The organism is Sporosarcina sp. ACRSM (genome assembly GCF_022346545.1).
Classification (GTDB): domain Bacteria; phylum Bacillota; class Bacilli; order Bacillales_A; family Planococcaceae; genus Sporosarcina.
This window is the reverse complement of sequence record NZ_JAKRNU010000011.1, coordinates 45,174-71,185: the sequence shown is the minus strand read 5'-3', so window position 1 is coordinate 71,185 and position 26,012 is coordinate 45,174. Positions and strand designations below refer to the sequence as shown.

The 26,012-nt window shown below is 43.1% G+C and carries 24 protein-coding genes; 17 read left to right on the top strand and 7 right to left on the bottom strand.

The annotated features are described in order from the left end of the window. Positions 1 to 211: 211 nt before the first annotated feature. From MHZ95_RS16535 to MHZ95_RS16525, 3 genes are all read left to right on the top strand, one after another. Positions 212 to 1,066, top strand: a complete 855-nt coding sequence (locus tag MHZ95_RS16535) for a basic amino acid ABC transporter substrate-binding protein (protein WP_239391891.1) — start codon at positions 212 to 214, stop codon at positions 1,064 to 1,066. 74 nt (positions 1,067 to 1,140) lie between these two features. After that, entirely contained in the window at positions 1,141 to 1,809 is a 669-nt protein-coding gene (locus tag MHZ95_RS16530) for an amino acid ABC transporter permease (RefSeq protein WP_239391890.1), read from the top strand. Further along, a complete protein-coding gene (locus tag MHZ95_RS16525; RefSeq protein ID WP_239391889.1) occupies positions 1,796 to 2,518 on the top strand; it encodes an amino acid ABC transporter ATP-binding protein in 723 nt (240 codons plus the stop codon). Before MHZ95_RS16530 ends, MHZ95_RS16525 begins: the two co-directional genes overlap by 14 nt. Before the next feature lie 113 nt (positions 2,519 to 2,631). Here MHZ95_RS16525 and MHZ95_RS16520 read toward each other — a convergent pair whose 3' ends face one another. The 3 genes from MHZ95_RS16520 to MHZ95_RS16510 are packed head-to-tail and all read right to left on the bottom strand — an operon-like array spanning position 2,632 to position 5,453. After that, positions 2,632 to 3,423, bottom strand: coding sequence for a putative hydro-lyase (locus tag MHZ95_RS16520; protein ID WP_239391888.1), 792 nt, complete (start codon positions 3,421 to 3,423; stop codon positions 2,632 to 2,634). A gap of 32 nt (positions 3,424 to 3,455) precedes the next feature. Further along, positions 3,456 to 4,676 carry an NRAMP family divalent metal transporter gene (locus MHZ95_RS16515; RefSeq protein ID WP_239391887.1) on the bottom strand — a complete coding sequence of 407 codons (1,221 nt, stop codon included), beginning with the start codon at positions 4,674 to 4,676 and terminating at the stop codon, positions 3,456 to 3,458. A gap of 15 nt (positions 4,677 to 4,691) precedes the next feature. Beyond that, positions 4,692 to 5,453, bottom strand: a complete 762-nt coding sequence (locus tag MHZ95_RS16510; protein ID WP_239391886.1) for a LamB/YcsF family protein — start codon at positions 5,451 to 5,453, stop codon at positions 4,692 to 4,694. A 260-nt stretch (positions 5,454 to 5,713) separates the two neighbouring features. Here MHZ95_RS16510 and pxpB point away from each other — a divergent pair, with 260 nt between their 5' ends. Together pxpB and MHZ95_RS16500 are read left to right on the top strand one after the other, a co-directional pair. Next, the gene (gene pxpB, locus MHZ95_RS16505; RefSeq protein ID WP_239391885.1) at positions 5,714 to 6,433 is read left to right on the top strand and encodes a 5-oxoprolinase subunit PxpB; all 720 of its coding nucleotides are present in this window, start codon (positions 5,714 to 5,716) and stop codon (positions 6,431 to 6,433) included. Next, positions 6,430 to 7,425, top strand: coding sequence for a 5-oxoprolinase subunit C family protein (locus MHZ95_RS16500; RefSeq protein ID WP_239391884.1), 996 nt, complete (start codon positions 6,430 to 6,432; stop codon positions 7,423 to 7,425). Before pxpB ends, MHZ95_RS16500 begins: the two co-directional genes overlap by 4 nt. Positions 7,426 to 7,498: 73 nt before the next feature. Here MHZ95_RS16500 and MHZ95_RS16495 read toward each other — a convergent pair whose 3' ends face one another. Then, the gene (locus tag MHZ95_RS16495) at positions 7,499 to 8,248 is read right to left on the bottom strand and encodes an IclR family transcriptional regulator (RefSeq protein WP_239391883.1); all 750 of its coding nucleotides are present in this window, start codon (positions 8,246 to 8,248) and stop codon (positions 7,499 to 7,501) included. Then, positions 8,245 to 9,171, bottom strand: a complete 927-nt coding sequence (locus tag MHZ95_RS16490; protein WP_239391882.1) for a DMT family transporter — start codon at positions 9,169 to 9,171, stop codon at positions 8,245 to 8,247. The genes MHZ95_RS16495 and MHZ95_RS16490 overlap by 4 nt, the downstream gene beginning before the upstream one ends. A gap of 288 nt (positions 9,172 to 9,459) precedes the next feature. Between MHZ95_RS16490 and MHZ95_RS16485 the strand changes: the two genes are divergently transcribed. Beyond that, on the top strand, positions 9,460 to 9,981 hold the full coding sequence (locus MHZ95_RS16485; protein WP_239391881.1) for a sigma-70 family RNA polymerase sigma factor: 522 nt from the start codon (positions 9,460 to 9,462) through the stop codon (positions 9,979 to 9,981). Further along, positions 9,962 to 10,627, top strand: coding sequence for a TIGR04104 family putative zinc finger protein (locus tag MHZ95_RS16480; protein WP_239391880.1), 666 nt, complete (start codon positions 9,962 to 9,964; stop codon positions 10,625 to 10,627). The genes MHZ95_RS16485 and MHZ95_RS16480 overlap by 20 nt, the downstream gene beginning before the upstream one ends. Positions 10,628 to 10,667: 40 nt before the next feature. On the opposite strand, the gene MHZ95_RS16475 is transcribed toward MHZ95_RS16480, so the two are convergent. After that, positions 10,668 to 10,952 carry a phospholipase gene (locus MHZ95_RS16475; RefSeq protein WP_239391879.1) on the bottom strand — a complete coding sequence of 95 codons (285 nt, stop codon included), beginning with the start codon at positions 10,950 to 10,952 and terminating at the stop codon, positions 10,668 to 10,670. 508 nt (positions 10,953 to 11,460) lie between these two features. Here MHZ95_RS16475 and qoxA point away from each other — a divergent pair. The 4 genes from qoxA to qoxD all read left to right on the top strand — a co-directional run bounded on the left by qoxA (position 11,461) and on the right by qoxD (position 15,290). Continuing rightward, entirely contained in the window at positions 11,461 to 12,369 is a 909-nt protein-coding gene (gene qoxA, locus MHZ95_RS16470; RefSeq protein WP_239391878.1) for a cytochrome aa3 quinol oxidase subunit II, read from the top strand. 96 nt (positions 12,370 to 12,465) lie between these two features. After that, positions 12,466 to 14,424, top strand: coding sequence for a cytochrome aa3 quinol oxidase subunit I (gene qoxB / locus MHZ95_RS16465; protein WP_239391877.1), 1,959 nt, complete (start codon positions 12,466 to 12,468; stop codon positions 14,422 to 14,424). After that, on the top strand, positions 14,411 to 15,007 hold the full coding sequence (qoxC, locus tag MHZ95_RS16460; RefSeq protein ID WP_239391876.1) for a cytochrome aa3 quinol oxidase subunit III: 597 nt from the start codon (positions 14,411 to 14,413) through the stop codon (positions 15,005 to 15,007). Before qoxB ends, qoxC begins: the two co-directional genes overlap by 14 nt. Position 15,008: 1 nt before the next feature. Continuing rightward, entirely contained in the window at positions 15,009 to 15,290 is a 282-nt protein-coding gene (gene qoxD / locus MHZ95_RS16455) for a cytochrome aa3 quinol oxidase subunit IV (protein ID WP_239391875.1), read from the top strand. Positions 15,291 to 15,358: 68 nt separating this feature from the next. Here the strand turns inward: qoxD and MHZ95_RS16450 are convergent, their stop codons facing one another. After that, positions 15,359 to 15,592, bottom strand: a complete 234-nt coding sequence (locus MHZ95_RS16450; RefSeq protein ID WP_239391874.1) for a hypothetical protein — start codon at positions 15,590 to 15,592, stop codon at positions 15,359 to 15,361. Between the two features lie 340 nt (positions 15,593 to 15,932). On the opposite strand from MHZ95_RS16450, the gene MHZ95_RS16445 reads away from it, so the two are divergent. The 6 genes from MHZ95_RS16445 (at position 15,933) to MHZ95_RS16420 (ending at position 25,985) form a co-directional block, all read left to right on the top strand. Then, positions 15,933 to 17,165 (top strand): pyridoxal-phosphate-dependent aminotransferase family protein, encoded by a 1,233-nt coding sequence (locus MHZ95_RS16445; protein WP_239391873.1) that lies wholly within the window; start codon positions 15,933 to 15,935, stop codon positions 17,163 to 17,165. Positions 17,166 to 17,544: 379 nt separating this feature from the next. Continuing rightward, positions 17,545 to 18,960 carry a YfcC family protein gene (locus MHZ95_RS16440; protein WP_239391872.1) on the top strand — a complete coding sequence of 472 codons (1,416 nt, stop codon included), beginning with the start codon at positions 17,545 to 17,547 and terminating at the stop codon, positions 18,958 to 18,960. Positions 18,961 to 19,523: 563 nt separating this feature from the next. Further along, positions 19,524 to 20,843: an MFS transporter gene (locus MHZ95_RS16435; protein ID WP_239391871.1), complete on the top strand. Its 1,320-nt coding sequence runs from the start codon at positions 19,524 to 19,526 to the stop codon at positions 20,841 to 20,843. Positions 20,844 to 21,168: 325 nt separating this feature from the next. Next, entirely contained in the window at positions 21,169 to 21,555 is a 387-nt protein-coding gene (locus tag MHZ95_RS16430; RefSeq protein ID WP_239391870.1) for a cupin domain-containing protein, read from the top strand. A gap of 31 nt (positions 21,556 to 21,586) precedes the next feature. Next, a complete protein-coding gene (locus MHZ95_RS16425; protein ID WP_239391869.1) occupies positions 21,587 to 23,782 on the top strand; it encodes a malate synthase G in 2,196 nt (731 codons plus the stop codon). A gap of 220 nt (positions 23,783 to 24,002) precedes the next feature. After that, positions 24,003 to 25,985: a methyl-accepting chemotaxis protein gene (locus tag MHZ95_RS16420; RefSeq protein WP_239391868.1), complete on the top strand. Its 1,983-nt coding sequence runs from the start codon at positions 24,003 to 24,005 to the stop codon at positions 25,983 to 25,985. Positions 25,986 to 26,012: the final 27 nt, after the last annotated feature.

Below are 26,012 nucleotides of genomic sequence, written 5' to 3'. Positions count from 1 at the left end.
TTATTTTAGTGGTTTCAAAGAACACTTTTCATTCTTTTTATATTATGGTATTGTTAAATTACATGCTTTTCGGAATGGTCTGAAAGAACTGGATTATTCGGTTTTCAATTGACGGAATGATCAAAAGGGGCGGAATACCAAGATTACTAGTGGAGTCAACTTAATATGCATTCCGAAAACATTTTTACGAAACAGACAAGGGGGAATTTGTATGAAAAAGACAATGTTATTTATACTACTCGTTTTTGGCTTTGCTTTCGCTATGGCGGCCTGTGGTGCAGAAAAACCTTCTTCAGAAGGCGATTCTTCTTCCGCACCGGATTCAACTTCTGATGGAGAGAAATTGGTTGTACAGGTGGGGACAAGTCCTACGTATCCACCATTTGAATCTGAGAAACAAGGGGAGCTTGTTGGTTTTGACATCGCATTGATTGAAAAAATTGCGGAAGTGGAAGATTTTGAAGTTGAATTTTCGACGATGCAATTCGATGGACTGGTTCCTGCTCTGAAATCCGGCCAATTAGACGTCGTTGTGGGGGCGCTTTCAATTACGGATAAACGAATGGAAAGTGTTGACTTCTCGAATGCGTACTATGAATCCGGTCTTTCTATTCTTACAAAACCAGACTCGGGTATTACAAGTTTCGATGATTTACAAGGAAAGTTGATCGGTGTTCAAAAAGGTACTTCTTCTTATAACTATATGGTAGCTAATGGTATTAAAGATCAGGATATTAAGCAATACGCTGATATTAGTACAGCTTATAATACGATGGAAAATGGCGGGGTCGACGCGATTCTCTATGACAACCCGTCCAATATCAATTATTTAAATGAACAAGAAACAGACGCAGCAATTGTTGGCGACATTTTAGCCGGTGAATTTTATGGAATTGCTGTCAATAAAGACAAAAAAGAATTGCTTGAAAAAATAAATGACGGACTTGCAAAGCTTCAAGAAGACGGTACGTATGAACAATTATTTGATGAATATTTAAGAGGCGAAAAGAATGGGCTTATTGAAGGTGTCGTAAAACCCGAAGAGGTTGTTATAACTGCCGAGTGAAGATAAAGGTCGACCGCCGAATTCTCTTATTAACAAGCTGATCTTTATAGAATACGAAGAAGGGGGCGGTGGAGTTGCAAGTTGTTCTGGATAATCTTCCGCAAATACTGGAAGGTCTTAAGTTAACAATCAATTATTCGATTGCGGCGATACTATTGGCCGTTGTTTTCGGTTTGATTAGTGCCTTGATGAAGTTATCTAAATCGAAAATGTTACGCGGTGTTTCGACCGTATACATTGAGGTTTTTCGTTCGACGCCATTATTGGTGCAATTATTTTTTATCGTCTTTGGATTGGCGGGCGTGTTGCCGGTAAACGAATGGTTTGGACAACGCTCCTATCCAATTATCGCTGCAACGCTAACGCTCGCCTTACATGAAGGGGCCTATATTTCCGAAATTATTCGGGCCGGTATACTTGGGGTTGATCGCGGGCAAAAAGAAGCGGCCGCCAGCATAGGCATGACGGAATTTAAAATGATGCGTTATATTGTTTTGCCGCAAGCTTTTAAAAGAATGATTCCACCGCTTGTGAATCAGTCGGCACAAACGATCAAAGATACATCCCTTCTTGCACCGATTGGCATTATCGAATTAGTTTACAGAGGTCAAATTATTATTTCATCCACTTTTGAGCCATTTGCGATTTGGGTCGTCGTCGGTATTTTGTATTTTATCATCATCTTTAGTGTGTCCCAATTTGCTGGTTATCTCGAAAGGAAGATGCAACTTGATAAACGTTGAAAACTTACACAAGTCATTCGGCGAGCTGGAAATTTTGAAAGGGATTAGCACGCAAATCGCTAACAAAGAAGTCGTGGTTGTGATTGGACCCTCTGGTAGTGGGAAAAGTACCTTTCTTCGCTGTTTAAATGGTCTGGAAGAAGCAACGAGTGGAAAAATTGAAATCGCTGGGATGGAATTGACTTCGCCTAAAACGAATATTTATGAGTTAAGGCAGCATGTCGGGATGTGTTTCCAACAATTTAATTTGTTTAAACATTTAACGATACTGGACAATATTACGATTGGTCCAATGAAAGTATTGAAGAAAAGTAAAGAGGAAAGTGAAAAGTTAGCGCGTGAATTGTTGAACAAAGTAGGGTTGCAAGAGAAGGAAAAGAATTACCCGGACGAACTATCTGGAGGTCAGCAACAACGCGTTGCCATTGCACGTGCGTTAGCGATGAAACCGAAAGTGATGTTATTCGACGAACCGACATCCGCATTAGACCCCGAGATGGTCGGAGAAGTGTTGAATGTCATGCGCGAACTTGCAGAAGAAGGGATGACGATGGTCGTCGTCACACATGAAATGGGCTTCGCACGTGAAGTAGGAAATCGTGTCCTCTTTCTTGATGGTGGTTATCTTGTGGAAGAAGGGACACCGGCTGAAATTTTCGGCAATCCGAAAGAACAACGCACTCAAAACTTTTTATCAAAAGTATTATAAGCGATGCCCCGTTCCAAATTTCTTTGGAGTGGGGCATTTTATCGTTTGTAGCCAAAGATGCCGGGATTCCAAGCGATTTAGGCTCGCTTGTGATCCCGGCATCTTCATTGATATTAGAGCATACTCAATTCCCGGTCCTTTAGGTCGCTGATGAACATATGGCCTGGTGCATGGGTAATCATAATGGAAGGTTTACTTTCCATGGCGACCGCTTGAGGCGTTACGCCACACGCCCAAAATACAGGAACTTCGCCTTCTTTTATCGTTACGGCATCGCCAAAATTGGGTTTGGAAATGTCTTGAATGCCAATCTGACTCGGATCGCCGATATGGATCGGGGCTCCGTGGACGCCTGGCAAATTAGTTGTAATTTGGATGGCCCGAATCGCATCTTCAGGCGACATTGGCCGCATGCTGACAACGGTCGGCCCTTCGAACATCCCCGCTTTTTCACATTGGATATTCGTTTTATACATCGGAACATTGCAGTTTTCCTCGATATGCCGGATCGGAATGCCGTTTTCCAGCATCGGTGTTTCAAAGGTGAAGCTACAGCCGAGTAAGAAACCGACCATATCGTCCTCCCAGTACTCCGTAATATCCGTCACTTCCTCTGTATAGACACCATCTTTGTAAATACGATATTTCGGGATATCTTTTCGGATATCAGCGTCCTGAGCAATTTTGCTTGGATGGAAAGAGCCGGGCTCCGTGACATCGAGCAATGGGCAAGGCTTTGGGTTCCGTTGGCAAAATAAGAGAAAATCAAAAGCATGCTCTTTTTTCAAAATGACTAAATTGGCCTGCGCAAAACCTTTGGACATCCCGGCAGTCGGCCCGGTGATTTCTTGTTTTCGAATCAATTCCCTAATTTCAACAGGGGAGATCATTGCATAATCTTTCATCTTCGGACAGCTCCTTAGCAATTTCGTTTAGGTTATTTAAATAGCAATGGAATTTGCTCAATCAGCGTCATAATTCCCAAAACGCCCATGACAACAGTGACAATTCCGCCTCCGATTGTTAACCAAATTGGATGCTTGTAATCCCCGACAATATTTTTCTTATACGCTGCGATGAGCAATGTACCTAACGCAAGCGGCAAAATTAGCGCATTCAAAGCACCGACTAGAAGAAGTACCGTCACAGGGCGTCCGACAAATGCAAATGTCAACGTTGAGATAACGATAAATAGGATGATGATCCAATTATGATATTTTTCGATGACTGGACTGAACGAACGGATAAACGAAACGGATGTATAGGCAGCTCCTACAACGGAAGTAATGGCCGCGGCCCACATGATGACGCCAAACATTCGATAGCCGATATCGCCAGCAGCAAGCTGAAAGACGGATGCAGGCGGATTATCGGGATCGATGGCCAGACCTTGTGACACAACTCCGAGTACTGCTAAAAATAAAGCGACTCGCATAATGCCTGTCACTAAAATGCCTGTTACCGAACTCTTGGTGACTTCCGGTAAGGATTCGACGCCTTTTACGCCTGCATCCAACAATCTGTGACCACCGGCAAAAGTGATATAGCCGCCAACGGTTCCGCCGACGAGTGTCACAATGGCAAAAATACTGATCTGTTCCGGTTTAAAGGTATTGACAATTGCTTCACCAACAGGTGGAGACGTACTGATGGCGACATACATCATTAACAGCATCATGACGAAACCGGCAATTTGCGCAACCCGGTCCATCGCTTTCCCCGCTTCTTTTACAACGAAAATAAAAATGGCAAATAATGCACTAATGATGGCTCCCTTGATCGGATCCAATCCGAGCATCGCATTTAAGCCGAGCCCCGCCCCTGCGACATTCCCGATGTTAAACGCCAGGCCGCCCATGACGATCAGAATGGCGAGTACGACACCAAGCCCGGGGATAACTTTGTTGGCGATTTCTTGCCCGCGCAACCCGGAAACGGCAATGATCCGCCACACATTCACTTGCGCGAAAATATCCAAGATGAGTGAGATTAAAATGACGAAACCAAAACTTGCCGCCAATTGTTGCGTGAATACTGTTGTTTGTGTTAGAAAGCCTGGCCCGATTGAAGAAGTCGCCATAAGGAAGGCTGCACCTAGCAAGACACTTCTTGTCGTCTTCTGTTTGACCTCGGACACCCCTAATTTATTTTCTCCCATTGTGAAAACCCCTTCTTAGCTGTAAATGGCTGTTACAGAAATATTTTTACTCGTTAATGTTTCATTAATATATTTGGCAAACTCAACCGCATGAACGCCGTCCCCGTGAATGCAAATTGTATCCGCTTGCAAGGAAACTTCTGTTTGTTGCTGGGAAGTCACTTTTCCTTCCGTCACCATTTTGATCACTTGTGAAACGGAGTGTTCCTGATCGGTAATCAATGCATCCGCTTGGGCACGCGAAGTCAATGAGCCATCCGCTTGATATGTGCGATCGGCAAATACTTCATGCGCTGTACGTAAACCTATTCTTTCCCCGGCTCTCGTCAATTCACTGCCGGAAAGCCCGAATAAGACAAGTGAAGGGGAGACATCATAAACCGCCTGGGCGATCGCTTCCGCTAGTTCCCGATCTTTAGAGGCCATCTGGTACAATGCCCCGTGAGGTTTGACATGTTGCATGGTTTCGTTATGGATGGTTAAAAATGCTTGAAGGGCTCCGATTTGGTAGACGACCATATCATATCCTTCTTGTGGTGTGATGCTCATATTGCGTCGACCGAATCCATTCAGATCGGGTAAACCGGGATGAGCGCCAATTTTCACACCCTGATTGATGGCGAGCTTAACAGTTTCCCGCATGACTGTCGGATCACCTGCATGAAATCCACAAGCAACGTTTGCTGAAGTGACGTATTTTAATATTTCTTGTTGTTCCCCAAGTTGATAACGACCAAAACTTTCACCTAAATCACAATTCAAATCTACTTGATACATTTCTCATCCCTCCATTTATCATTGAAAAAATGCGTAAGCGTTTACAATCATGAGGTTCCGAAATACGGAACTTTAGTTTTAAAACGTTAATTCATTCTAGCATAGATTAATTTATTTGAAAACCTTATAATTTTAATGAATTAAAATATTGTTATTTGAAAGAATTCAACCTTGTTTTTTGCTTTTCACTCTTTATAATGAGTATATAATCCATTTAGTAGAATTTGATTTCCAAATTTCGGAACTAAGGAGTGATGAAGATGCAAGTGACGATGAAACCGCTAGGGGATTCCGCACTGATGGTCCAGCTCGGGGAGGGGATGGATCCTTCGATACATGCAAAGGTAAGGAATTTATCGGCATTATTGCAAGCGCAACCATTTGAAGGTTTTATCGAAACGGTACCTGCTTACAATAATGTTACCATCCATTACAACCCATATACCGTCCGTCTTGCCCGATTTGGAGAAGAAGGGCTTACTTCATATCAAAAAGTGAGCGCTTACACGGAAAGTTTAATCCAACAAATGGGAGGAGAACAGTCTTTTGAAGAAAGGACAATTACGATTCCTGTCTATTATGGAGATGAGTTCGGTCCGGATTTGGCCTATGTGGCAGAGGCTAATGGTTTGTCCATTGAAGATGTGATCCGTATCCATTCTGAAAATGAGTATTTAGTGTATATGATCGGTTTTGCACCTGGTTTTCCGTTCATGGGCGGGATGAATGAAGCCATTGCAACGCCAAGAAGGGAAACCCCAAGGCTATCAATCCCTTCTGGGTCAGTTGGAATCGCTGGAAAACAAACAGGTGTCTACCCAATGGAAACGCCTGGAGGGTGGCAAATTATCGGGCGTACACCAAAGAAACTGTTTCTTCCTGACCTATCACCGCCGTCATTGTTGCAATCGGGAGATAAAATCAAGTTTGTGCCGATCACGTTAGAAGAATATCGAAACATGGAGGAGGCGATGGAATGACTGTAAAAATACTTCAGCCCGGTCTGTTGACGTCCATTCAGGATTTAGGGAGATTTGGCTCGCAACAATATGGAGTCATTGTCAGTGGTGCGATGGATCCGTATTCTCTCCGGATCGCCAATCTGCTTGTCGGTAATGATCAAGGAGAAGGGGCGCTTGAAATCACGTTGATGGGACCATCCTTGCAGTTTCAGTCGGATCAGTTGATCGCCATTACGGGCGGGAATTTACAGGCGACCATTAATGGAGAACATGCACCTCTCTGGCGTCCGATTGTTGTGAAAAGAGGGTCTGTTTTACAGTTCAAGTATGCTGTGCAGGGGTGCAGGGCGTATATTGCTTTTGCAGGAGGTATCGATGTACCGGAAGTGATGGGGAGCAAAAGTACATATATGCGCGCGGGTATTGGCGGGTACAAAGGGAGGGCGCTGCAAAAAGAGGATGTCTTCAGCTGTAGGGAGATGGGTGAACAGAGTCGTTTATTGGTCCGTGAATTGGAAGACTTGGGGGAACATTTGACATGGACTGTCAATTACAATGCGCTTGTTAATCTCGAACAAACACAAACCGTCCATGTGCTGAAAGGAACCGAATTTGACCGTTTCGATCGAGCCAGTCAACAAGCGCTTTTTGACGGGACGTACACATTGACGTCAAGTTCGGATCGGATGGGTTCCCGGTTGGAAGGTCCGGTTTTGTCTTTGAGTGAGACATTTGAGCTGCTTTCTGAAGGAGTGACGTATGGCACCATTCAAATACCGCCGAATGGCCAACCGATTATTTTAATGGCAGATCGTCAAACAACAGGCGGCTATCCAAAAATCGGACAAGTGATCACCGCTGATTTGGCAAGCTTAGCACAATTGCGACCTGGCGCAAAGATCCGTTTTCAAGAAGTCTCACTCGAACAAGCCGAAAACGAGTATATGAACAAAGAAAGGGTCATTCAAAAAATAAAGACGGGAGTCCATTTAAAAGGAATGGCGAACTAATGGATCCTATTAGAATGAAAAAAACATCCTCAAGCCGCTGATTTAAAAGCGCATAGAGGATGTTTTTTTGATGTTAATAGCCTAATCGTTTTGAAATTTCGCGGGCGGCTGTCATGACCTTATCTGCAAGATAGGCAATGCGATCGTTTTGATAATTGGCTTCGATTCCAGCAATACTGATTCCGGCAATGACGTAGCCTTGGTGGTCAAAAATAGGTGCAGCAATGGAGGAAGTATGGTTCTCCAATTCGGAATGGCTCACCGTGTAGCCATTTTCTCTAGCTTGATGAATCGTTTCCATTAAGTGATCTTTCTCTATAATCGTCCCACTCGCAAAAGGTTTGAACTCAGTAGAAGCAATATATTTGCCAATCTCGTCATCTGGTAAATGGGACAAAATGATACGGGAACAAGCCCCTGCATATAAGGGACTTCTTCTGCCGATTGCTGTATACAATCGAACTTTTTGGTACGTATCAATTTTTTCGATATAGATGGCTTCGTCTCCCTGTTGGATAATCAGGTTGACCGCTTCTTTTACGTCGTTATGCAAGTCTTTCATAATGGGGTAAGCCACTTGCCGGATGTCCAGCCTTCTGGATACGAGATCGCCGAACTTCAGAAAAAGCAGACCTAGCCGATACTTGGAATCTTCCCCTTTTTCAACAAAGCCCATCTCCTCGATAGTCATCAGCATTCGATAAACCGAAGTTTTGGGGATGCCCGACAAATCAATGATTTCTTGGAAAGTTAGCTCTTCATGGTCGATAAATAAATTTAAAATATCTAAAGAACGGACAACTGTTTTGTTTTTAGTAGTCATACTATCTCCTTATTTTCCTTCACTTTATGACTATAGGATAAGAAGTTGTGGAGTCTTTTACCTCTATAGTTAACAAAATAGATACTGATGCCGACTAACAAAAGCCCAACGAAAAGCATATAGGTCATCGGTTCGTCTAAAAAAATAGTGCCGATCAGCACTGAAATGATGGGGACGAGGAAAGTGAAAGAGCCGACTTTGCTCGCCTCACCAGCGTTGACAAGAGAATAATAGATGCTATAAGCGACCGGAATGCCGACTGTCGCTCCGAATAAGACACCGAAAATAAAGATCCCGTTCCACTCGATGGCAGCCCAACTTTCAAAGATGCTTCCGGTACCTACGAGAAAAGCCCCGCCAATTGTAAATTGCATGCCGACCATCCAATAGGCATTCACTTCCTGATTCACTTTCTTTACATAAATGACGCCAATTGCCCAACCAAGTGCTGTGAGCAATCCTAAAATGACCCCGATGGCGGAGATATGCACGGTCAATCCATCCATGCTGACAATGATGATCCCGATAAATCCAATGACAAGACCTGTAATTTTAAGCGGTGTCATTCGTTCGCCTAGCCACATCCAGGCAAAGAGGCCAAGTAAAACAGGTTGAAAATAGACAAGGACTGAAAACAATCCGCCTGGCAAATAGATTAGGCCAAATGTTTGCAAACCGAAAAAAAGAATGACATTAAAAAATGAGGAAATGCAGTACTTTGCCCAGTTTTCACGCCATCTAATTTCACTTCTTGTTTTGAACAAGACAGCAAACAATAAAAGCCCGCCAATTAAGGCACGGAGCCCAGCGAATAATAAAGGGGGCGTATACGGGACGGCCTGCTTATAAATTGGCCAACTGACTCCCCACATGCAAATTAAACAGAAGAGTAATAGTGTAGACTTCGTAAAAAATTTCCCCAATTGAACGTCTCCCTCTCCCAATACAAACTGATAGTCTTATTATACACAACAAAATCAGACTTGGGAGAGGATTCAAACAACATAGTGGTTTTTATGGAAATGAATTTCAAGTGTAGAAGGACATGGAGAACCACTTTTGCTTCATTACTTTTAATCTTTAGCTATGAAAAAGTCCAGAACTCTTTTACAAAGTAGATGATGAACTATACTATACTGAAAAAAATAAGCGGAAAATGAATCGGAATAGGTGCGGGATACGTCAGTAGGGGGAAAGTGGGTGGATTCGTATTGAACATCGAGGAAATCATCGAGGCACATGGCGATTATTTATTGCGTGTCGCTTATTTATACGTGAAAAATCGAGCGACGGCAGAGGATATTGTGCAGGATGTGTTCATTTCTTTTTATGAAAAACACGAGCAGTTCAGAGCGGAGGCATCTCTTCGAACTTATTTGGTAAAGATGACGGTCAATCGAAGCCATGATCATCTGCGAAGTTGGAAAGCGAAGCGGCTAATGTTATTCGAAAAAGTGAGGGGGAAGGGGTCAAACGATACTCCGGAGCGTGCCATGCTTGAGAAAGCAGAAAAGCGTGAATTGGTAGAAGCCCTTTTGACCTTATCGTTAATCTATCGTGAAGTGCTCATTCTGTACTATTTTGAGGAAATGACGACGGTGGAAATCGCCAAGTTAGTGGATTGTCCAGAAGCCACGGTCAGAACAAGGCTTCAGCGTGCTCGCAAACAACTTGCACATCGGATAAAGGATTATGAATGGGAGGAACTGCGTCATGAATCAATTCAAGAATGATTTATATCATGAGCTCCAGTCGATATCATTATCAAAAGAACAAAAACAGCGCATGGTTCTGAAGGCAAAATCGAAAGCCTATCGTCAAAAACGACGACTCCATTGGCAATATCGTTTTGTACTTGCGACGTTCACGGTTTTTGCGCTTGGCTTCGGTTATTTGCTTTGGCAACAGAATGACTTTTCCAGTAAAACATCAAATGCAGCATCGCCTGAAACTGGCACGGTGATGAGCTGGTCGATCCTAAATAGTGATTTTGGGAAAGCGATTCTTATCATAGTCTTCTTTCTTGGACTGCGGTTGTTTTTAAAAAGACGGCTTCAAAAAAAGGGGATAAGTTTACCGGTTTGTGTGAGTTGCTGTGAAGAATGGTCACATAAAGAGGCATTGAAGCAGAGTATGAAAAATAGAGAAATGACCTGTCCGCACTGTGGTCAAAAACAATATCGAACTAAAAAGTCGGCATTGAGAGGCGGAATGCTAAACTTATTCATTCCATTTTTCATTATCATGCCCCAATTATTTGAGCATATCTTCATCGGTTTATTTGTTTACATTGCTTGTGTCGCCTATCTCCAAATCAGTTTGAGTCCTTATTATATAGAACTTCAGGAGAAAGATCCGATCAATGACCCGTTGTGGTGATGGAAAGGTTAGGGTGCCTGGTCAAGGCACCTCTAAAACTTTAGAATCTACTGGTGAACCATTTTTGCAGGCGCATATAATTGTACAGGACACGGGCGTGTCTTCCTTTTTGTGTGCACGGATCGATTTTTGGACGAAGACAGTCTAGAAATTCTTGGTCGCATTCGCATGGATGGCGACCTTGACGATAACATTCATCATGCGCTTTGCACGCTGCGTCCACATCATTGATCGGCGCACCGGGTCCATTGCAGCCCGGTCCACACCAATTATAACCAGGAAAAACACAAAGCCGGAATCTTCTATTTCTCCTATATGACAACATATCCCCCTCCTCTTTTTTTATTCCTAGATTAAAACAATTGACGACCCTGACAGGGAGCTATGAACAGATGTCAGGGTCTTCCCTTATGCAGTGGAAAATTCAATGGAAGGCTCTAATTTAATCTAGCTCATTTTTTTTCCTTCTATAAGATATTCCATTCCCCATAAAGCTGTATGAGCAGTTTTGATTGCCGCTATCGTTGTAGGTATAGGATATTTCCGTTTTCTGAAAAGGGGAAATGGTGCCATATTTTTCTTGTATAATTAATGAATATGTAAAATGTTCGTCGATTTATTGAACGTTTTGTGTCCGATTAAACATTGTTAAATGAACGTTTTGTGACTTATTTTGTGTATTTCTCATGAAGTTTTTGTGAAATTGATTTTCTGATATTGTTTTTGCGATTTTATTATATTAAGATGAATTTCATGTTAGGGGAATCACCCATCCCTATACTTTTTTTTCAGAAATTTTCACTGTATATCAAATAAAAGAAAGGGGTCTCTTCATGCGAATGAAATGGACTTTTCTAGCTGCCATCTTAACGATGATTGCATTGTTGGCGGGGTGTGAACCGCTAATGGTTTTGGATCCGAAAGGACCGCAAGCCGAGACGACAGCCAATGTCATCTGGATATCGATTGCGACGATGGCAATTGTAGTGATTGCTGTTTTCGCCCTCATGGCATACGTCGTTTTTAAATACCGCGCTTCGAAACAAAGCGAGGATTATGAACCCCCACATATCGAAGGGAATCATATTGTTGAATCGATCATCGTAGGGATTCCAGTGATCATCATCATTTTCCTTTCCATTGTCACGGTCAAATCCAACTATGCAGTTGAGGCGACACCGAAAGGATATGAAGATCAAAAACCGTTAGTCGTGTATGCTTCTTCTTCTGATTGGAAATGGCATTTCAGTTATCCGGAAGAAAATATAGAAACGGTAAACTATTTGTATATCCCGACGGATCGGGCATTGGAATTTAGACTTTACTCATATGGCCCAATCACAAGCTTCTGGATTCCGCAATTGGGTGGACAGAAGTATGCGATGTCAGACATGGTAACCACATTACACTTGGCCGCAGAGGTTCCTGGTGAATATATGGGTAGAAATGCGAACTTCAGTGGGAAAGGTTTCGCGGAGAATATCTTCCACGTGGAAGCGATGCCTGAAGCGGAGTTCAATGAGTGGGTAGCAGATGTGAAAGCGACGGCTGAACCTCTTACTGAAGAAAAATTCAATGAGTTACTAGAACCGGGTCATCTTGGCCAGCTAACGTTTAGTGGCACGCACTTGGAATTTTTGCCGCCGCCTGAAGGTCATCACCATGGATCAAGTCATTCCGATGAGGATGAACATGATTCCGACGACGCACAGGGTGCACATGACGAACATTCGAATCATTAATAAACTGAGCGGTGCCAGCTGCTACCACAGAGTCCTGGCACCCATAACCGGACATTAACTGTCACGAATTAAATTTCCGAAAGGAGTACAAAAAGTATGGACTACTTTGATCGATTTGCCATACCTCATCCAAGTCCTGCCATTTACGCATCAATGGTTGCCATTGGGCTGACTGTGATTGCGATTCTCATAGGCTTAACTTATTTTAAAAAATGGGGTTACTTATGGCGCGAATGGTTGACAACGGTTGACCATAAACGGATCGGTATCATGTATCTCATCTCCGCATTGCTCATGCTTTTCCGAGGTGGGGTAGACGCGTTGATGATGCGGGCACAAACGGCTGTTCCTGATAATAAGTTGCTAGATGCCCAGCATTACAATGAAGTATTTACGACGCACGGGGTTGTCATGATCATCTTCATGGCGATGCCATTTATATATGCATTGATGAACCTTGTTGTACCATTGCAAATTGGTGCACGGGATGTTGCATTCCCTCGTTTGAACGCACTTAGTTTCTGGTTGTTCTTCATGGGAGCAATGTTATTCAATATCTCATTCGTCATCGGCGGATCTCCTGACGCAGGTTGGACTTCGTATTTCCCACTTGCAGGAAATGATTTCAGCCAATCAGTAGGAACAAACTATTACCTATTATCAATTCAGATTGCAGGTATTGGTACGCTAATTTCGGGTATCAACTTCATGACGACAATCTTTAAGATGAGAGCACCTGGTATGACATTGATGAAAATGCCAATGTTCACATGGACAGCACTTATCACGAATGCGATTGTAGTTTTCGCATTCCCAGTCCTGACCGTTACACTTTTGTTAGGGACAATGGACCGTCTGTTTGGTACCCATATCTTCTCGATGACAAATGGCGGGATGGATATGCTCTGGGCGAACCTATTCTGGGTTTGGGGGCATCCGGAAGTCTATATCCTCATTTTGCCGGCATTCGGTATTTATAGTGAGGTTGTATCTACCTTCTCTCAACGTAACCTTTATGGTTATAAATCGATGGTCGCTTCGATTGTGATCATTTCATTTTTCTCATTCTTGGTTTGGACGCACCATTTCTTTACGATGGGGCAAGGGCCATTAACCAATAGTATTTTCTCGATTACGACAATGGCGATTGCGATTCCGACCGGGATCAAAATCTTTAACTGGCTGTTGACGATGCGGAAAGGGAAAATTGTATTTACAGTTCCGATGCTCTATTCAGTAGGGTTCATACCGATTTTCACAATCGGTGGGGTAACGGGGGTCATGCTCGGTATGGCGAGTGCCGATTATCAATACCATAATACAATGTTCCTCGTTGCGCATTTCCATTACACGATCATTCCGGGAGTTGTCTTCGCGATGCTGGCCGGTCTCACGTACTGGTGGCCGAAAATGTTCGGCTTTATGTTAAACGAACGAATCGGAAAATGGGCATTCTGGTTTATCATGATTGGTTTCAACGTCACATTCTTCCCGATGTTCTTCACGGGCTTGGATGGGCAAGCACGCCGGATGTACACGTATTCTGAAGCGACCGGTTTTGGTGCATTGAACATGCTTTCCTTTGTAGGGGCAGTTGCTTTGGCGATTGGTTTTGCGATCATCGTCTATAACGTCTATTATAGTACGCGCTATGCTTCACGGGATATCGGTTCCGATCCGTGGAATGCACGTACGCTTGAATGGGCTACACAGAGTCCAGTACAATCGTATAACTTCGCGCGGACACCTCATGTGAATTCCATTGAAGCGTTCTGGGATCACAAGAAAAAAGGTCAGCCGCTATTCAAAGGCGAAATCGAGAAGATTCATATGCCGAATAACAGCGGAGTGCCGTTTATCATGAGTTGCATATTCTTCGTATGGGGCTTCTCGTTCATATTCAGCATGTGGATCCCAGTAATCATTACGACAATTGCAATCTTTGCCTGCATGGCTCACCGTTCATTTGAAAAAGACGACGGTCATTACATTTCCGTCAAAGAAATTGAAGCAACAGAAAAAGATAGCGAGGTGTTAGCAGATGAAAGTAGATAACTCGCTTCCACTCGAATATGGCACAGAACAAAATAAGTTGAACATATTAGGTTTCTGGATCTTCCTTGGAGCCGAAGTGATGCTTTTTGCAACGCTTTTTGCAACCTATTTCACATTGGAACATCGGACAGGGAATGGCCCGTCCGGAGCGGAGATTTTTGAAATCACGCCAGTGCTCATTGAAACGATTTTGCTGTTAACAAGTAGTTTCACAATCGGTCTTGGTATCCATGCCATGCGAATCGGACGGAAAAATGCGATGATCACATTCTTTGCGATCACATTGCTTCTCGGTCTGGCCTTCTTAGGGGTGGAAATCTATGAGTTCACTCATTACGCACATATTGGAGCAGGCCTTCAAGTGAGTGCATTCACAGGCGTTCTGTTGACAACATTAGGAACGCACGGTGCGCACGTGACACTCGGTCTCTTCTGGGGACTATTCATTATCCTGCAAGTGAAAAAACGTGGCTTGACGCCAGCGACGGCGAATAAGGCCTTTATCTTCTCACTTTACTGGCATTTCCTAGATGTTGTTTGGATCTTCATTTTCAGCTTCATCTACTTGAAAGGAATGATGTAATATGAGCGAATTATTCCCGCGTAAACAAGTGATGGGCTTCGTCTTTTCAATGGTTCTGACGGTAGCTGCACTGACGGTCTATTTTTTAGATATGTCATTTGCAATGGGGATGACCGTCCTGCTTGTGACGGCATTCGTGCAGGCTGGCATACAGCTGGTCGGCTTTATGCATGCTGGTGAGTCGGAAGACAAAGTGGCGATTTACGCAAATATCTATTATGGAATCGCCATAGCCCTCGTAACCATCTTTGGAACATTGTTAATCTTGGTTTGGGATATGTAAAAGTACAAAAGCCTAGACGGAAAAACTTTAAAGAAAAGGAGCACCTCAACAGGTGCTCCTTTTCGTATTTATTGAACAATCCGCATCCCTTTATCCGCTTTTTCATGCATTTCTTCCGTTGCTACAAAGAAGACCCCCATCAGGAAGATAAAAATCGCTCCCATTACCGTACCAATCCCGATGCCTGTAACGGAACTGTAATCGCTTACAAAAAATCCGTATAAGAAAATGGAGATTCCGATGGCGAGTACCGTCAGGCCGACAACTTTAACCGCGTTCAACATTTTTAACTTAGTTTCCATTTGTCAACACCCCTTTATATATATATTATTTACCATGTTCACAAAGTTGTCAAACTTTTTATTTTTGTAATAGTAAGGAAATTGATGGTGACGAGAATAATATGGGGCAGAAAGGGTATAACATGGTGAGAATCTTATTGTATGTACGAGTACTTGCTTTTGTTTACTATGGATAAAAAATAATGATTAAATTGTATATTTCGCACAGTGACTTTTACGGCTGAATTTCTTATAATCGACAGTACATAGAATATTCATTAAAATCAATCACAGGAAGAATGGTTTTAATGAGGTACGTTTTTGAAATTCTCTGTAGTCTATGAAGAAAGGAAGTTTTATTATGCTAAGAGAACTAAATCCTTCAATACGAACGTTAATGACACCCGGACCCGTCGAGGCAGAACCGCGGGTGCTTCGTGCAATGAGTATTCCGATCATCGGGCAATTTGATCCGGAGTTTTTAGCGATTATGGACGAAACGATGGAGTTATTGAGAAAGACATTTCAAACGAAAAACCATTGGGCCTATCCGATTGACGGTACGTCACGCTCCGGGTTGGAGGCGGTGCTCAATGCGATTATTGAACCCGGAGACAATGTTCTCGTTCCTATATTCGGACGGTTTGGTCACTTGTTAGCGGAGATTGCTTATCGTTCGGGTGCAAATGTCACGACGATGGAATGCGAATGGGGAACAGCTTTTGACCAAGAGGAGATTATCGCTGAGATTGAGCGCGTGAATCCGAAAGTTGTCGCCCTGGTCCATGGTGAAACGTCAACAGGCATCATGCAACCGTTTGAAAAAATTGGGAAGTTCTGTCGGGAAAATGACGTTTTATTTGTAGTAGATGCTGTTGCCACATTAGGTGGAACAGAGTTTAAAACAGATGAGTGGTTTGTGGACGCTGTCATTAGCGGTACGCAAAAATGCTTAGGCGTACCGACGGGTATGGCTCCGATCACGTATAATGATCGAGTTGAAAAGATTATCCTTGAGCGTAGAAAGATCGAACAAGGATTGGATCGTACTTCTGAAAATCCAAGAAGAATTCAAACGAACTATTTTGACTTAAGCCAGATTCAAGAATATTGGAGCCCGAAACGCCTGAACCACCATACAGAAGCGACTTCTATGCTATACGCATTGAGGGAAGGGTTACGCATTATTCAAGAAGAAGGTTTACAAGAGCGATTTGAAAGACATCAATACCATGAGAAGGCACTTGTAGCTGGACTTGAAGCAATGGGGCTTACATTATTCGGTGATGCCCGTTATAAAATGCCGGTTGTCACTTGTATCAATATCCCGGAAGGTGTCAACGGTGATGAAGTCCGTTTTACAATGGCAAAAGAGTTTGGTGTGGAAATCGCAAGCACATTCGGATCACTCGCGGGAAAAATCTGGCGTATCGGTTCTATGGGCTTCAGTTGCCGCAAAGAAAATATTTTGCATGTATTGGCGGCGTTGGAAGCATCTGTCCTTCGCCACGGTGGTAAGGTTCATGCAGGCGAAGCGCTTCAAGCAGCATTGGATGTATACGCAGAGAAAACGGCTACTCTTTCCAACCAGTAATAAATAAGTAAATAAATAAGATGATCGGCTGACTCTTTCGGATTAAAAACAGGATCTGGAAGAGTCGGCTTTTTGTTGTAGGAAAACATCAATCATCCTAATTTATGGATAACTTGGCGCCTGAGCTTTTTATTTTATAGCGTTCTACTTATTTAAAAAAGATTGAATTGAAATAATTCAATGGCAACAACGTACAATGGATTGTGCAATACTCACAAATTATAAAAACCTCTTGTCTAACTTCTACAATCAAGCCGATTGTTTTTAGTTATAGGGTCTAACGACTCAAGCGAAATAAGTTTGTATAATAAGCAGTGTAACAAGTGAAAGCGTAAACAATTACGGCCATTGTTTTTCAATTGGCCATTGGAGGTGCCATATGGAAAAGGAAAAAAATATCAAAAAGAAGAAGTTTCAACTTCCGCATATTTATGTCATTCTATTTATATTCAGTGCGCTCGCAGCCATTTCGACTTATTTTATTCCAGCAGGTGAGTTTGAACGTGTGCCAGGCCCTGACGGAAGAACGTCGATTGATCCGAACTCATTTACATTAGTGGAATCCGCACCAATCGGGATAGCCGATTTTCTAACTGTCATTCCGCGGGGACTGATTGATGCCGGGGAAATTGTATTTTTCACGTTTATTATCGGCGGTATGTTTATGGTGCTGAAGACAACCGGAATCATTGAAGTTGTTGTGGATAGGCTGGCCAACCGTTTTGCAAAAAGAAGTATTTTGCTAATCCCGATTTTAACAACAGTATTTGCGATTGGAGCAACGCTAATCGGGACCCCTGAACTTTCACTCGTTTATATCCCAGTCATTATGCCATTAATCATTGCCTTAGGGTATGATTCCATTGTTGCTGCTGCGATTGCCCTGATCGGTACGGTTGTCGGGTTTACTGCCGGCGTTTTAAACCCGATTAACGTTGGATTATCGCAAAAAATTGTAGGAATCCCGGTTTTTTCAGGATTAGGATTGCGCCTACTACTTTTTGTTGTCTGTGTATCTGTCGGAATTTATTTCATTATGCGCTATGCCAAAAAGGTACAGCGGGATCCTTTAAACAGCTATGTGTATGAAGATGACCAAGAAAAAAGAGCGCTTTACAAGAAGAAAGAAAAAATTGAAGCGAAAAGCATGAACACAAGACAAAAATATGCTTCAGTTGCGGCTTTCATTTTCCTTGGCATATTAGTGTATGGTGTGCTTAAGCTCGGTTGGTTCATGGTAGAGATGGCAGGTCTGTTCATCTTTATGGGAATCGTTGTTGGCCTGATTGCCGGGCTGAACGCAACCCAAATATCTAATGCTTTTACGGAAGGATTCCGTGATGTGCTCATGGGGGCCATTATTATTGGTCTTGCTCGATCTGTTGCTGTTGTACTTGAAGATGGTCGAATTATGGATACGATCGTTTATAGCCTCGGTTCGCTAGTAGGAGAGTTGCCACCTGTCCTTGGTGCAGTTGGCATGTATCTCGTACAGTTGACCATTAACTTCATTATCCCGTCCGGAAGTGGACAGGCTTTAGTAACAATGCCGATTATGGGACCGCTTGCAGATATTATCGGCGTTACGAGACAAACAGCTGTGCTTGCGTTCCAGTTCGGAGACGGATTTGCCCATATTCTATTCCCAACTTCTGGTTACTTTATGGCTGCACTCGTTATTGCTGGTGTCTCCTGGCAAAAATGGATCCGTTTCTATTTGCCGGTATTCCTTGTGTTTTCAGGAATCGGGATTGTCACGTTAGTGATTGCTCAGATGATTCAATATACAGGGTGAGGACATTTTAGAAGACTCTATTTAAAATGGACGATATTTGAAAGAAATGGAAGCATCTATCCGTCGCCATGTTGAAAAGGTCTATGTAGCTGAAGCACTGCAAGCAGTACTCGATGTATACGCAGAGATAGCGGCTGCTCTCTCCGGTAAGTAAAGAATAGAAGATGGGAGAGGCTGACTCTTCTAGCTCATGAAAAGTGATCTAGAAGAGTCAGTTTTTGTTGTTTGGAAAATGAGGTGGAATTTCATGGGTTCTATGGCAATGATGCACAACTAGTTGTACGTTTGTGACAAAACGGAAAATGTTATTAGCCGTCATTAACAATTAGCCTGAAAACTTTTAGCTACTCGGCCTAACGGCTCCAAGGAAAAAAGCTTGTATAATAATAATTGTTAACAGCTGGTAACGCTTCATGTTGAAAGTTACAAATAGACAAGCAATCACAAGCTAATGTAGGAGGATAAACGAATTTATAATAAGAGTTAGATTGTTTATTGGCTAGTTTGCGTTAAATATTTGTAATATTCGATTATATTAAAAGGAAATTCAAGGAGGTACGGATATGAATAATCAATCACAGTCGTTACCAAAAAAGAAAAAGTGGAAAGTTCGTTACTCTGTTTTGGCCGTGTTATGGTTGGCTTGGTTATTTTCTTTTCTGGATCGCATGGTAATTACCATTGCCCTGCCATTTATCGGTGAAGATCTTGCATTAGATGCAACGGCTCAAGGATTGCTCTTAAGTATATTCTTTGCCGGTTATGCGCTGTTCCAGATTCCGGGAGGCATGTTATCGGATAAGTTCGGTTTTCGCCGTGTCGTCAGTATAGCGATCATTTGGTGGTCAATTTTCACAAGTGTAACGGGAATGATTTTCTCTTATCCACTACTGTTATTGCTTCGTTTTGTCTTTGGGATTGGGGAAGCTGCTTTGCCGGGTGGGTCCTACAAAGCAATTGCTACCTACTTTCCAACTAAGCAACGTGGAACAGCAACGGGGATTCAATCGACAGTAAACACACTTGGACCGGCTATCGCTGCGGTTGTCGCGGCTGCCATTATTGGCTTATATGGTTGGCGTGTGGTTTTCATCGTCATGGGGATACCTGGAATCGCAATCGGGCTTTACATCTGGTTTAAATTTAAGGATAACCCAAAAGATCATCCGAAAATCACAAAAGAGGAACTTGCGGAATTAGAGGAGGACGAGAAGGATAGTATTTCTGACAAAAAACAATCCGGTGGTGGGTTCAAAGAACTTCTAAAGAAACCGATTTTATGGCAAATGGCACTTATTTGGTTTTTCTTTGATATTACATTTTGGGGCTTTACGTCATGGCTGCCTTCCTATCTGATTAAAGAAAAAGGTCTTTCCCTTATGAATACAGGTATTTTCAGTGCATTGCCTTATTTAGTGGGGACTATAGCCATTGTCTTCGGAGGGGTTGTGTCGGATAAAATCAAGGGGAATCGTAAATGGGCGTTTATCCCGGGCTCTATAGCCGGCGGCATCGCGTTATTCTTTATGTTCCAAACATCTTCTTTAACGATGGTGATCATCTGGCAATGTCTTGCAGCGTTCTTTATGTTCTTTGCGCAAGGTGCTTTCTGGGGATTGGTTGTCGCCACTCTTCCAGCCAAAATTATGGCATCTGGTTCGGCGACCGTTAACTGTTTTGGTTCCATTGCAGGTTTTATCTCTCCATTCCTCATGGGATATATGATTCAAACAAGTGGCTCGTTTGACACATCCTTCGTGATGATGATTGTGGCCCTCGTCATAGCGGCTATTATTGCATTGACGATCAATGAAAAGCCGAAGAAAGGTCATTCAGTCAAAACAAATGTTGCAGAAGGTAGCGGCGAGGTAGCTGTTCAGTAAAGGCAATCATGTCCTTTTTGTAAAAAGGGCATGACCTTTATAGCTAAATTAAATACAAAAACAAAGGACTGTGGAGAATTTTTCTCCCGGTCCTATTTTTATTTTTATTAAGGAAAAGGTCGAAAGAATACGGAGAGAAAAAATACATTCGTCTATAATGCATAAAAAAGAATATAATTTTTGTTCAATTATGATAATGACTAATAGACAGAAAACATATACAATCGAATGTGTAGTGGTACAGTTTTTGATTTTGTTAACTGTATTAGTTATGTGAAGACGAATCGTAAAGCGGATATACCAAAACTAAAAGGGGTGTTTAGGAATGGTGAAGAAAGCGACGTGTACAAATATTGAGGAGATTATGAAGGAAAGAGTCTTCGAAATTGATAAGATTGCCAAATTTGACCCAGACGAACCTCAAAAGAACTATTTCTATGAAACGGATAAAACGGTAGGTGCAGTTTGGTGCCTGGAACCTGGGCAAGATGTCTATATACACTCCCATTCTGACGTCGATGATATGTGGGTGTGCATCGAGGGGGAAGGGACCTATTTTCCAGATCTGGAGAACGAAATTCCCATTCGACAGGGAATGGTATTGTTGGCGAAGCCAAATCAAATTCACGGCATGCGCAATACAGGGAAAGGTAGATTCATGTTTGTCGGCTTTGCTGCCGGAACATTACCAATGGATATAACAAGATACTAGAAGAAACTTCTATATTGGGAGGATGGAAGAAATGACGAACTATGTAAAGATAGGGAACATTCAAGTTGCTCAATGCCTATATGATTTCATTAATATGGAAGCACTACCGGAGACTGAAGTGGAACAAGAGAAATTCTGGGCGGGTATCGATGAGATTATCCATGAACTGACCCCGGAAAACCGGCAACTATTAACGGAGCGAGCTCGCTTACAAGAAGCGATTCATCAGTGGCATAAAGAACATAAAGAGAGATTCGACTTTGATGAATATAAATCGTTTTTAAAAGAGATCGGCTATCTTGAACCGAAAGTAGAAGATTTTAAGGTGTCTACAGAAGGCGTGGATGCAGAAGTTGCTTCTCAGGCCGGCCCGCAGTTAGTCGTACCGGTGAATAATGCCCGCTATGCGTTGAACGCCGCCAATGCAAGATGGGGAAGCCTGTACGATGCGCTTTACGGAACAGATGCCATCAGTGAGGGCAATGGAGCGGAAATCGGGGAAGGCTATAATCCGGTGCGCGGTGAAAAAGTGGTCGCCTTCGCGAAACGATTCTTAGACGACGCGATTGCTTTAGATGGAGCAACCCATACGGAAGTAAAGAAATATGCCATCGTTGACGGTCAATTCGTCGCAATATTGAATAACGGGCAAACGGCAGAACTAAAAGACACAGGAAAATGGGTCGGCTACCAAGGAAAAGCTCAAGAACCGACTGCGATCTTGTTTGTCAATAATGGAATGCATATCGAAGTGCAAATCGACCGCCAACATCCGATTGGGAAAACAGACAGCGCCGGTGTGAAAGATGTGTACTTGGAATCAGCGCTTTCGACCATTATGGACTGCGAGGATTCAATTGCTGCGGTGGATGCGGAAGATAAAGTGCTCGTTTACCGCAACTGGTTAGGTCTTATGAAAGGAGATCTATCCGAAACCTTTGAAAAAGGCGGTAAAATGGTGACCCGTACGTTGAACCGTGACCGCACATACACATCTACAGATGGCGGAACGATTACTTTGCCAGGCCGCTCACTCATGTTCGTTCGGAACGTCGGTCATTTAATGACAAACAGTGCTGTTTTGGACAAAGCGGGAGAAGAGGTTCCGGAAGGGATTCTTGACGGCGTTATTACAGCGTTAATTGCAAAACATAATTTACTGACGGATAACGGCTTTAAAAATTCCGATCATGGATCTGTCTACATTGTTAAACCGAAAATGCATGGATCGAAAGAAGTGGCCTTTGCGAATAAGTTGCTTGATCGTGTGGAAGATCTATTAGGCTTACAACGTTATACCTTGAAAATTGGTGTGATGGACGAAGAGCGTCGCACATCACTCAACTTGAAAGCTTGTATTCGCGAAGTGAAAGAAAGAATTGGTTTCATCAATACCGGATTTCTAGATCGTACGGGTGACGAAATCCACACGTCCATGGAAGCAGGCGTGATGATCCGTAAAAATGATATGAAAAAGACGCCTTGGTTACAAGCATATGAAACGTCAAACGTAGCGGTTGGAATCGATTGTGGATTGCCGGGGCATGCGCAGATCGGTAAGGGAATGTGGGCGATGCCAGACCAAATGTCGGCGATGTTGGAACAAAAAATCGCGCATCCTCAATCGGGGGCAAATACGGCGTGGGTACCGTCGCCGACAGCGGCGACCTTGCATGCACTACATTATCATCAAGTAGATGTAAGTGACATTCAAAAAGGGATTTCCGGTTCGCAGGATCTGCAAGATGCCATTTTGCAAGTGCCCATCACCGACACGCCGAACTGGACTCCAGAAGAAATTCAAAATGAACTGGATAATAATGCACAAGGCATTCTAGGTTATGTTGTGCGTTGGATTGACCAAGGTGTCGGTTGCTCGAAAGTGCCGGATATTAACAACGTTGGTCTGATGGAGGATCGAGCGACCTTGCGGATTTCCAGCCAGCATATTGCAAACTGGTTACACCAAGGCATTTGTACAGAAGAGCAAGTAGAAGAAACGATGAAGCGTATGGCAAAAGTCGTTGACGGACAAAATGCAGGGGATGCAAACTATCGTCCGATGGCGCCTAACTTTGACGATTCGGTCGCGTTTGCAGCGGCTTGTGACCTGGTTTTCAAGGGGAAAGACCAGCCAAACGGCTACACAGAGCCGATTTTACACAAGCGCCGCATTGAAGCGAAAGCGAAGGATGGGGCAGCGGTTGCTGAGGTTTTAAAACGCTGAGACATTAGCGCTATAGGGTTCAAACAAAAGGGGATTAAAAATAAAGCATGCCAAGTGTCCGCACAACAAATTGTTGTGCGGATGCTTGGCATTTTTTCTTAAACCGTTTCGAATCTCGCTTTTGTTAAGCTAATCTGAAAAGTTTCCTTGAAGCATTCGCGTGGTAAGATGAGAGGGTCTATTCTACTAAACTCATAAACTATGTGAAAGGATTTTTAAATTGAAAAACATCTTTAATTGGAACAGTTTAAACAAAAAACTGTTGGCCCTATTTCTGACGATGACAATCATTCCACTGACGGTTACCGCGCTTACAATCTATTATGCGACGGAGCAAGGGTTTACGAAGCTGATGACGAATCAGCAAGAAGAGATGGAGCATACCGTACAAACACAGTTCAATAAAGTATCTGAACAGCTACTTGCCATTACCACAAGGTATGCAACGGACTCTGAATTGATCGAAGTATTTGAGTCGGAAAATCGGAAGGCGTTAACGCAACGAGTGGCGCAACTCTATCCACGTCTCCAAGCGGAACATCAAATCGGCGTGCTTGAATTTGGAAACGCGGAAGGGGTGGTTATGCTACGTGGTCATAACCCACAGCAGCACGGAGATGATAAAAGTGGATTGCATGCAATTCAATCAGCCTTGGAAGGGAATGCGATTTCCGGCTTTGAATTCGGCTCAAGTGGTCTTTCAGTTCGCGCGTTCGCTCCGATAACTTCTAATCATGAAGTGATCGGCACATTGCAGACAAGTGTCGATGATACCTTTTTAAAGGAATTGAGCAATATGCTGCAAAACGTGACCATCGATTTGTACGACCAAGATGGAACGGTCGTCGTATCTTCAGATGAAACAAAGGTCGGCGAAGCGATTGAAAATTCTTCGATTGTATCCGCCATTCAGAACGGGGAAACGTTGTCCCGTAATAATGAAGAAAGTTTAGCATCCTATCTACCGATGTATGATCCGACTCACAGTGAAATTATCGGAACAATTGGTATTCATCAAGATTTATCGGTTATCCAAGAGACGAAACAGCAGATTGTTCATATCGTCTTACTCCTCGCTAGTATAACAATCGTTGTTGTCCTTCTTGTATCCATTCTATTCAGTAGAAAAATAGCAAAACCGATTCAAATGATTGCCACGGGGATGGGAGAACTTGCAAAAGGTGACTTATCCATTCCGATCCAAAGTAGCGACCGGAAAGACGAAGTCGGCCAATTGACCAATGCGATGCAAACGATGAAAAATACGTTGCATGACACGATTGAAAAGGTCGCGGAAGCTTCTTCCAGTGTGATGTCACAAAGTGAAGAATTGACACAATCTGCACATGAAGTGAAATCGGGTTCTGAACAAATCGCCATGACTATGGAGGAAATTGCGTTTGGAACAGAAAAACAAGCGGATAGTGCGAGTGAACTAGCCCATACGATGGGGATGTTCGATACAAAAGTCCATGATACGAGTGAAAGAGGTGAACAAATCCAACGTTCTTCAACAGCTGTGCTGACGATGACAGCGGAAGGGAGGCAATTAATGGATTCCTCTTCGCAACAGATGATGAAAATTGATGAAATTGTACAAGAAGCAGTCGAAAAGATGGCGAATTTCAATAGGCAGACGCAAGAAATTTCTAAGCTCGTTTCAGTGATTGAAGCAATTGCTACGCAAACGAATCTTTTGGCATTGAATGCAGCGATTGAAGCGGCAAGAGCCGGTGAAGCAGGGAAAGGCTTTGCCGTAGTGGCAGATGAAGTGAGGAAACTTGCAGAGCAAGTTTCGAACTCGGTTACAGATATCACAGGAATTGTTACCGATATTCAAGTGGAGTCAACCAACGTGACTGAATCCCTGCAAAATGGCTATAAGGAAGTTGAACAAGGGACGCGCCATATCCAAACAACAAGTGCCACCTTCAATAGTATTGATGAGGCGGTTACAGGGATGGTAGATACGATTAACGGGATTGCCAACAATCTTGCAGATCTTGCAACAAACAGTCAGACATTGAATCATTCAATCGGTGAAATTGCCGCGATATCCCAAGAGTCGGCGGCAGGCATTGAAGAAACAGCAGCAACAAGCCAACAATCGAGCAGCTCGATGGAAGAAGTGGCAGGCGGAGCTGAAAATCTCGCTAAATTAGCGGATGAGTTGAATAGTCTAGTCCGTCAATTCAAGCTGTAATCATCCTCTAAAAAGAGACAAGTCCGC

Excerpts from the sequence above, each read along its gene's own strand:
- MHZ95_RS16535 (WP_239391891.1), top strand. The coding sequence starts at position 212 with ATGAAAAAGACAATGTTATTTATACTACTCGTTTTTGGCTTTGCTTTC.
- MHZ95_RS16520 (WP_239391888.1), bottom strand. The coding sequence starts at position 3,423 with ATGAAAGATTATGCAATGATCTCCCCTGTTGAAATTAGGGAATTGATT.
- MHZ95_RS16515 (WP_239391887.1), bottom strand. The coding sequence starts at position 4,676 with ATGGGAGAAAATAAATTAGGGGTGTCCGAGGTCAAACAGAAGACGACA.
- MHZ95_RS16510 (WP_239391886.1), bottom strand. The coding sequence starts at position 5,453 with ATGTATCAAGTAGATTTGAATTGTGATTTAGGTGAAAGTTTTGGTCGT.
- pxpB (WP_239391885.1), top strand. The coding sequence starts at position 5,714 with ATGCAAGTGACGATGAAACCGCTAGGGGATTCCGCACTGATGGTCCAG.
- MHZ95_RS16500 (WP_239391884.1), top strand. The coding sequence starts at position 6,430 with ATGACTGTAAAAATACTTCAGCCCGGTCTGTTGACGTCCATTCAGGAT.
- MHZ95_RS16495 (WP_239391883.1), bottom strand. The coding sequence starts at position 8,248 with ATGACTACTAAAAACAAAACAGTTGTCCGTTCTTTAGATATTTTAAAT.
- MHZ95_RS16480 (WP_239391880.1), top strand. The coding sequence starts at position 9,962 with ATGAATCAATTCAAGAATGATTTATATCATGAGCTCCAGTCGATATCA.
- MHZ95_RS16475 (WP_239391879.1), bottom strand. The coding sequence starts at position 10,952 with ATGTTGTCATATAGGAGAAATAGAAGATTCCGGCTTTGTGTTTTTCCT.
- qoxA (WP_239391878.1), top strand. The coding sequence starts at position 11,461 with ATGCGAATGAAATGGACTTTTCTAGCTGCCATCTTAACGATGATTGCA.
- qoxB (WP_239391877.1), top strand. The coding sequence starts at position 12,466 with ATGGACTACTTTGATCGATTTGCCATACCTCATCCAAGTCCTGCCATT.
- qoxC (WP_239391876.1), top strand. The coding sequence starts at position 14,411 with ATGAAAGTAGATAACTCGCTTCCACTCGAATATGGCACAGAACAAAAT.
- qoxD (WP_239391875.1), top strand. The coding sequence starts at position 15,009 with ATGAGCGAATTATTCCCGCGTAAACAAGTGATGGGCTTCGTCTTTTCA.
- MHZ95_RS16450 (WP_239391874.1), bottom strand. The coding sequence starts at position 15,592 with ATGGAAACTAAGTTAAAAATGTTGAACGCGGTTAAAGTTGTCGGCCTG.
- MHZ95_RS16445 (WP_239391873.1), top strand. The coding sequence starts at position 15,933 with ATGCTAAGAGAACTAAATCCTTCAATACGAACGTTAATGACACCCGGA.
- MHZ95_RS16440 (WP_239391872.1), top strand. The coding sequence starts at position 17,545 with ATGGAAAAGGAAAAAAATATCAAAAAGAAGAAGTTTCAACTTCCGCAT.
- MHZ95_RS16435 (WP_239391871.1), top strand. The coding sequence starts at position 19,524 with ATGAATAATCAATCACAGTCGTTACCAAAAAAGAAAAAGTGGAAAGTT.
- MHZ95_RS16430 (WP_239391870.1), top strand. The coding sequence starts at position 21,169 with ATGGTGAAGAAAGCGACGTGTACAAATATTGAGGAGATTATGAAGGAA.
- MHZ95_RS16425 (WP_239391869.1), top strand. The coding sequence starts at position 21,587 with ATGACGAACTATGTAAAGATAGGGAACATTCAAGTTGCTCAATGCCTA.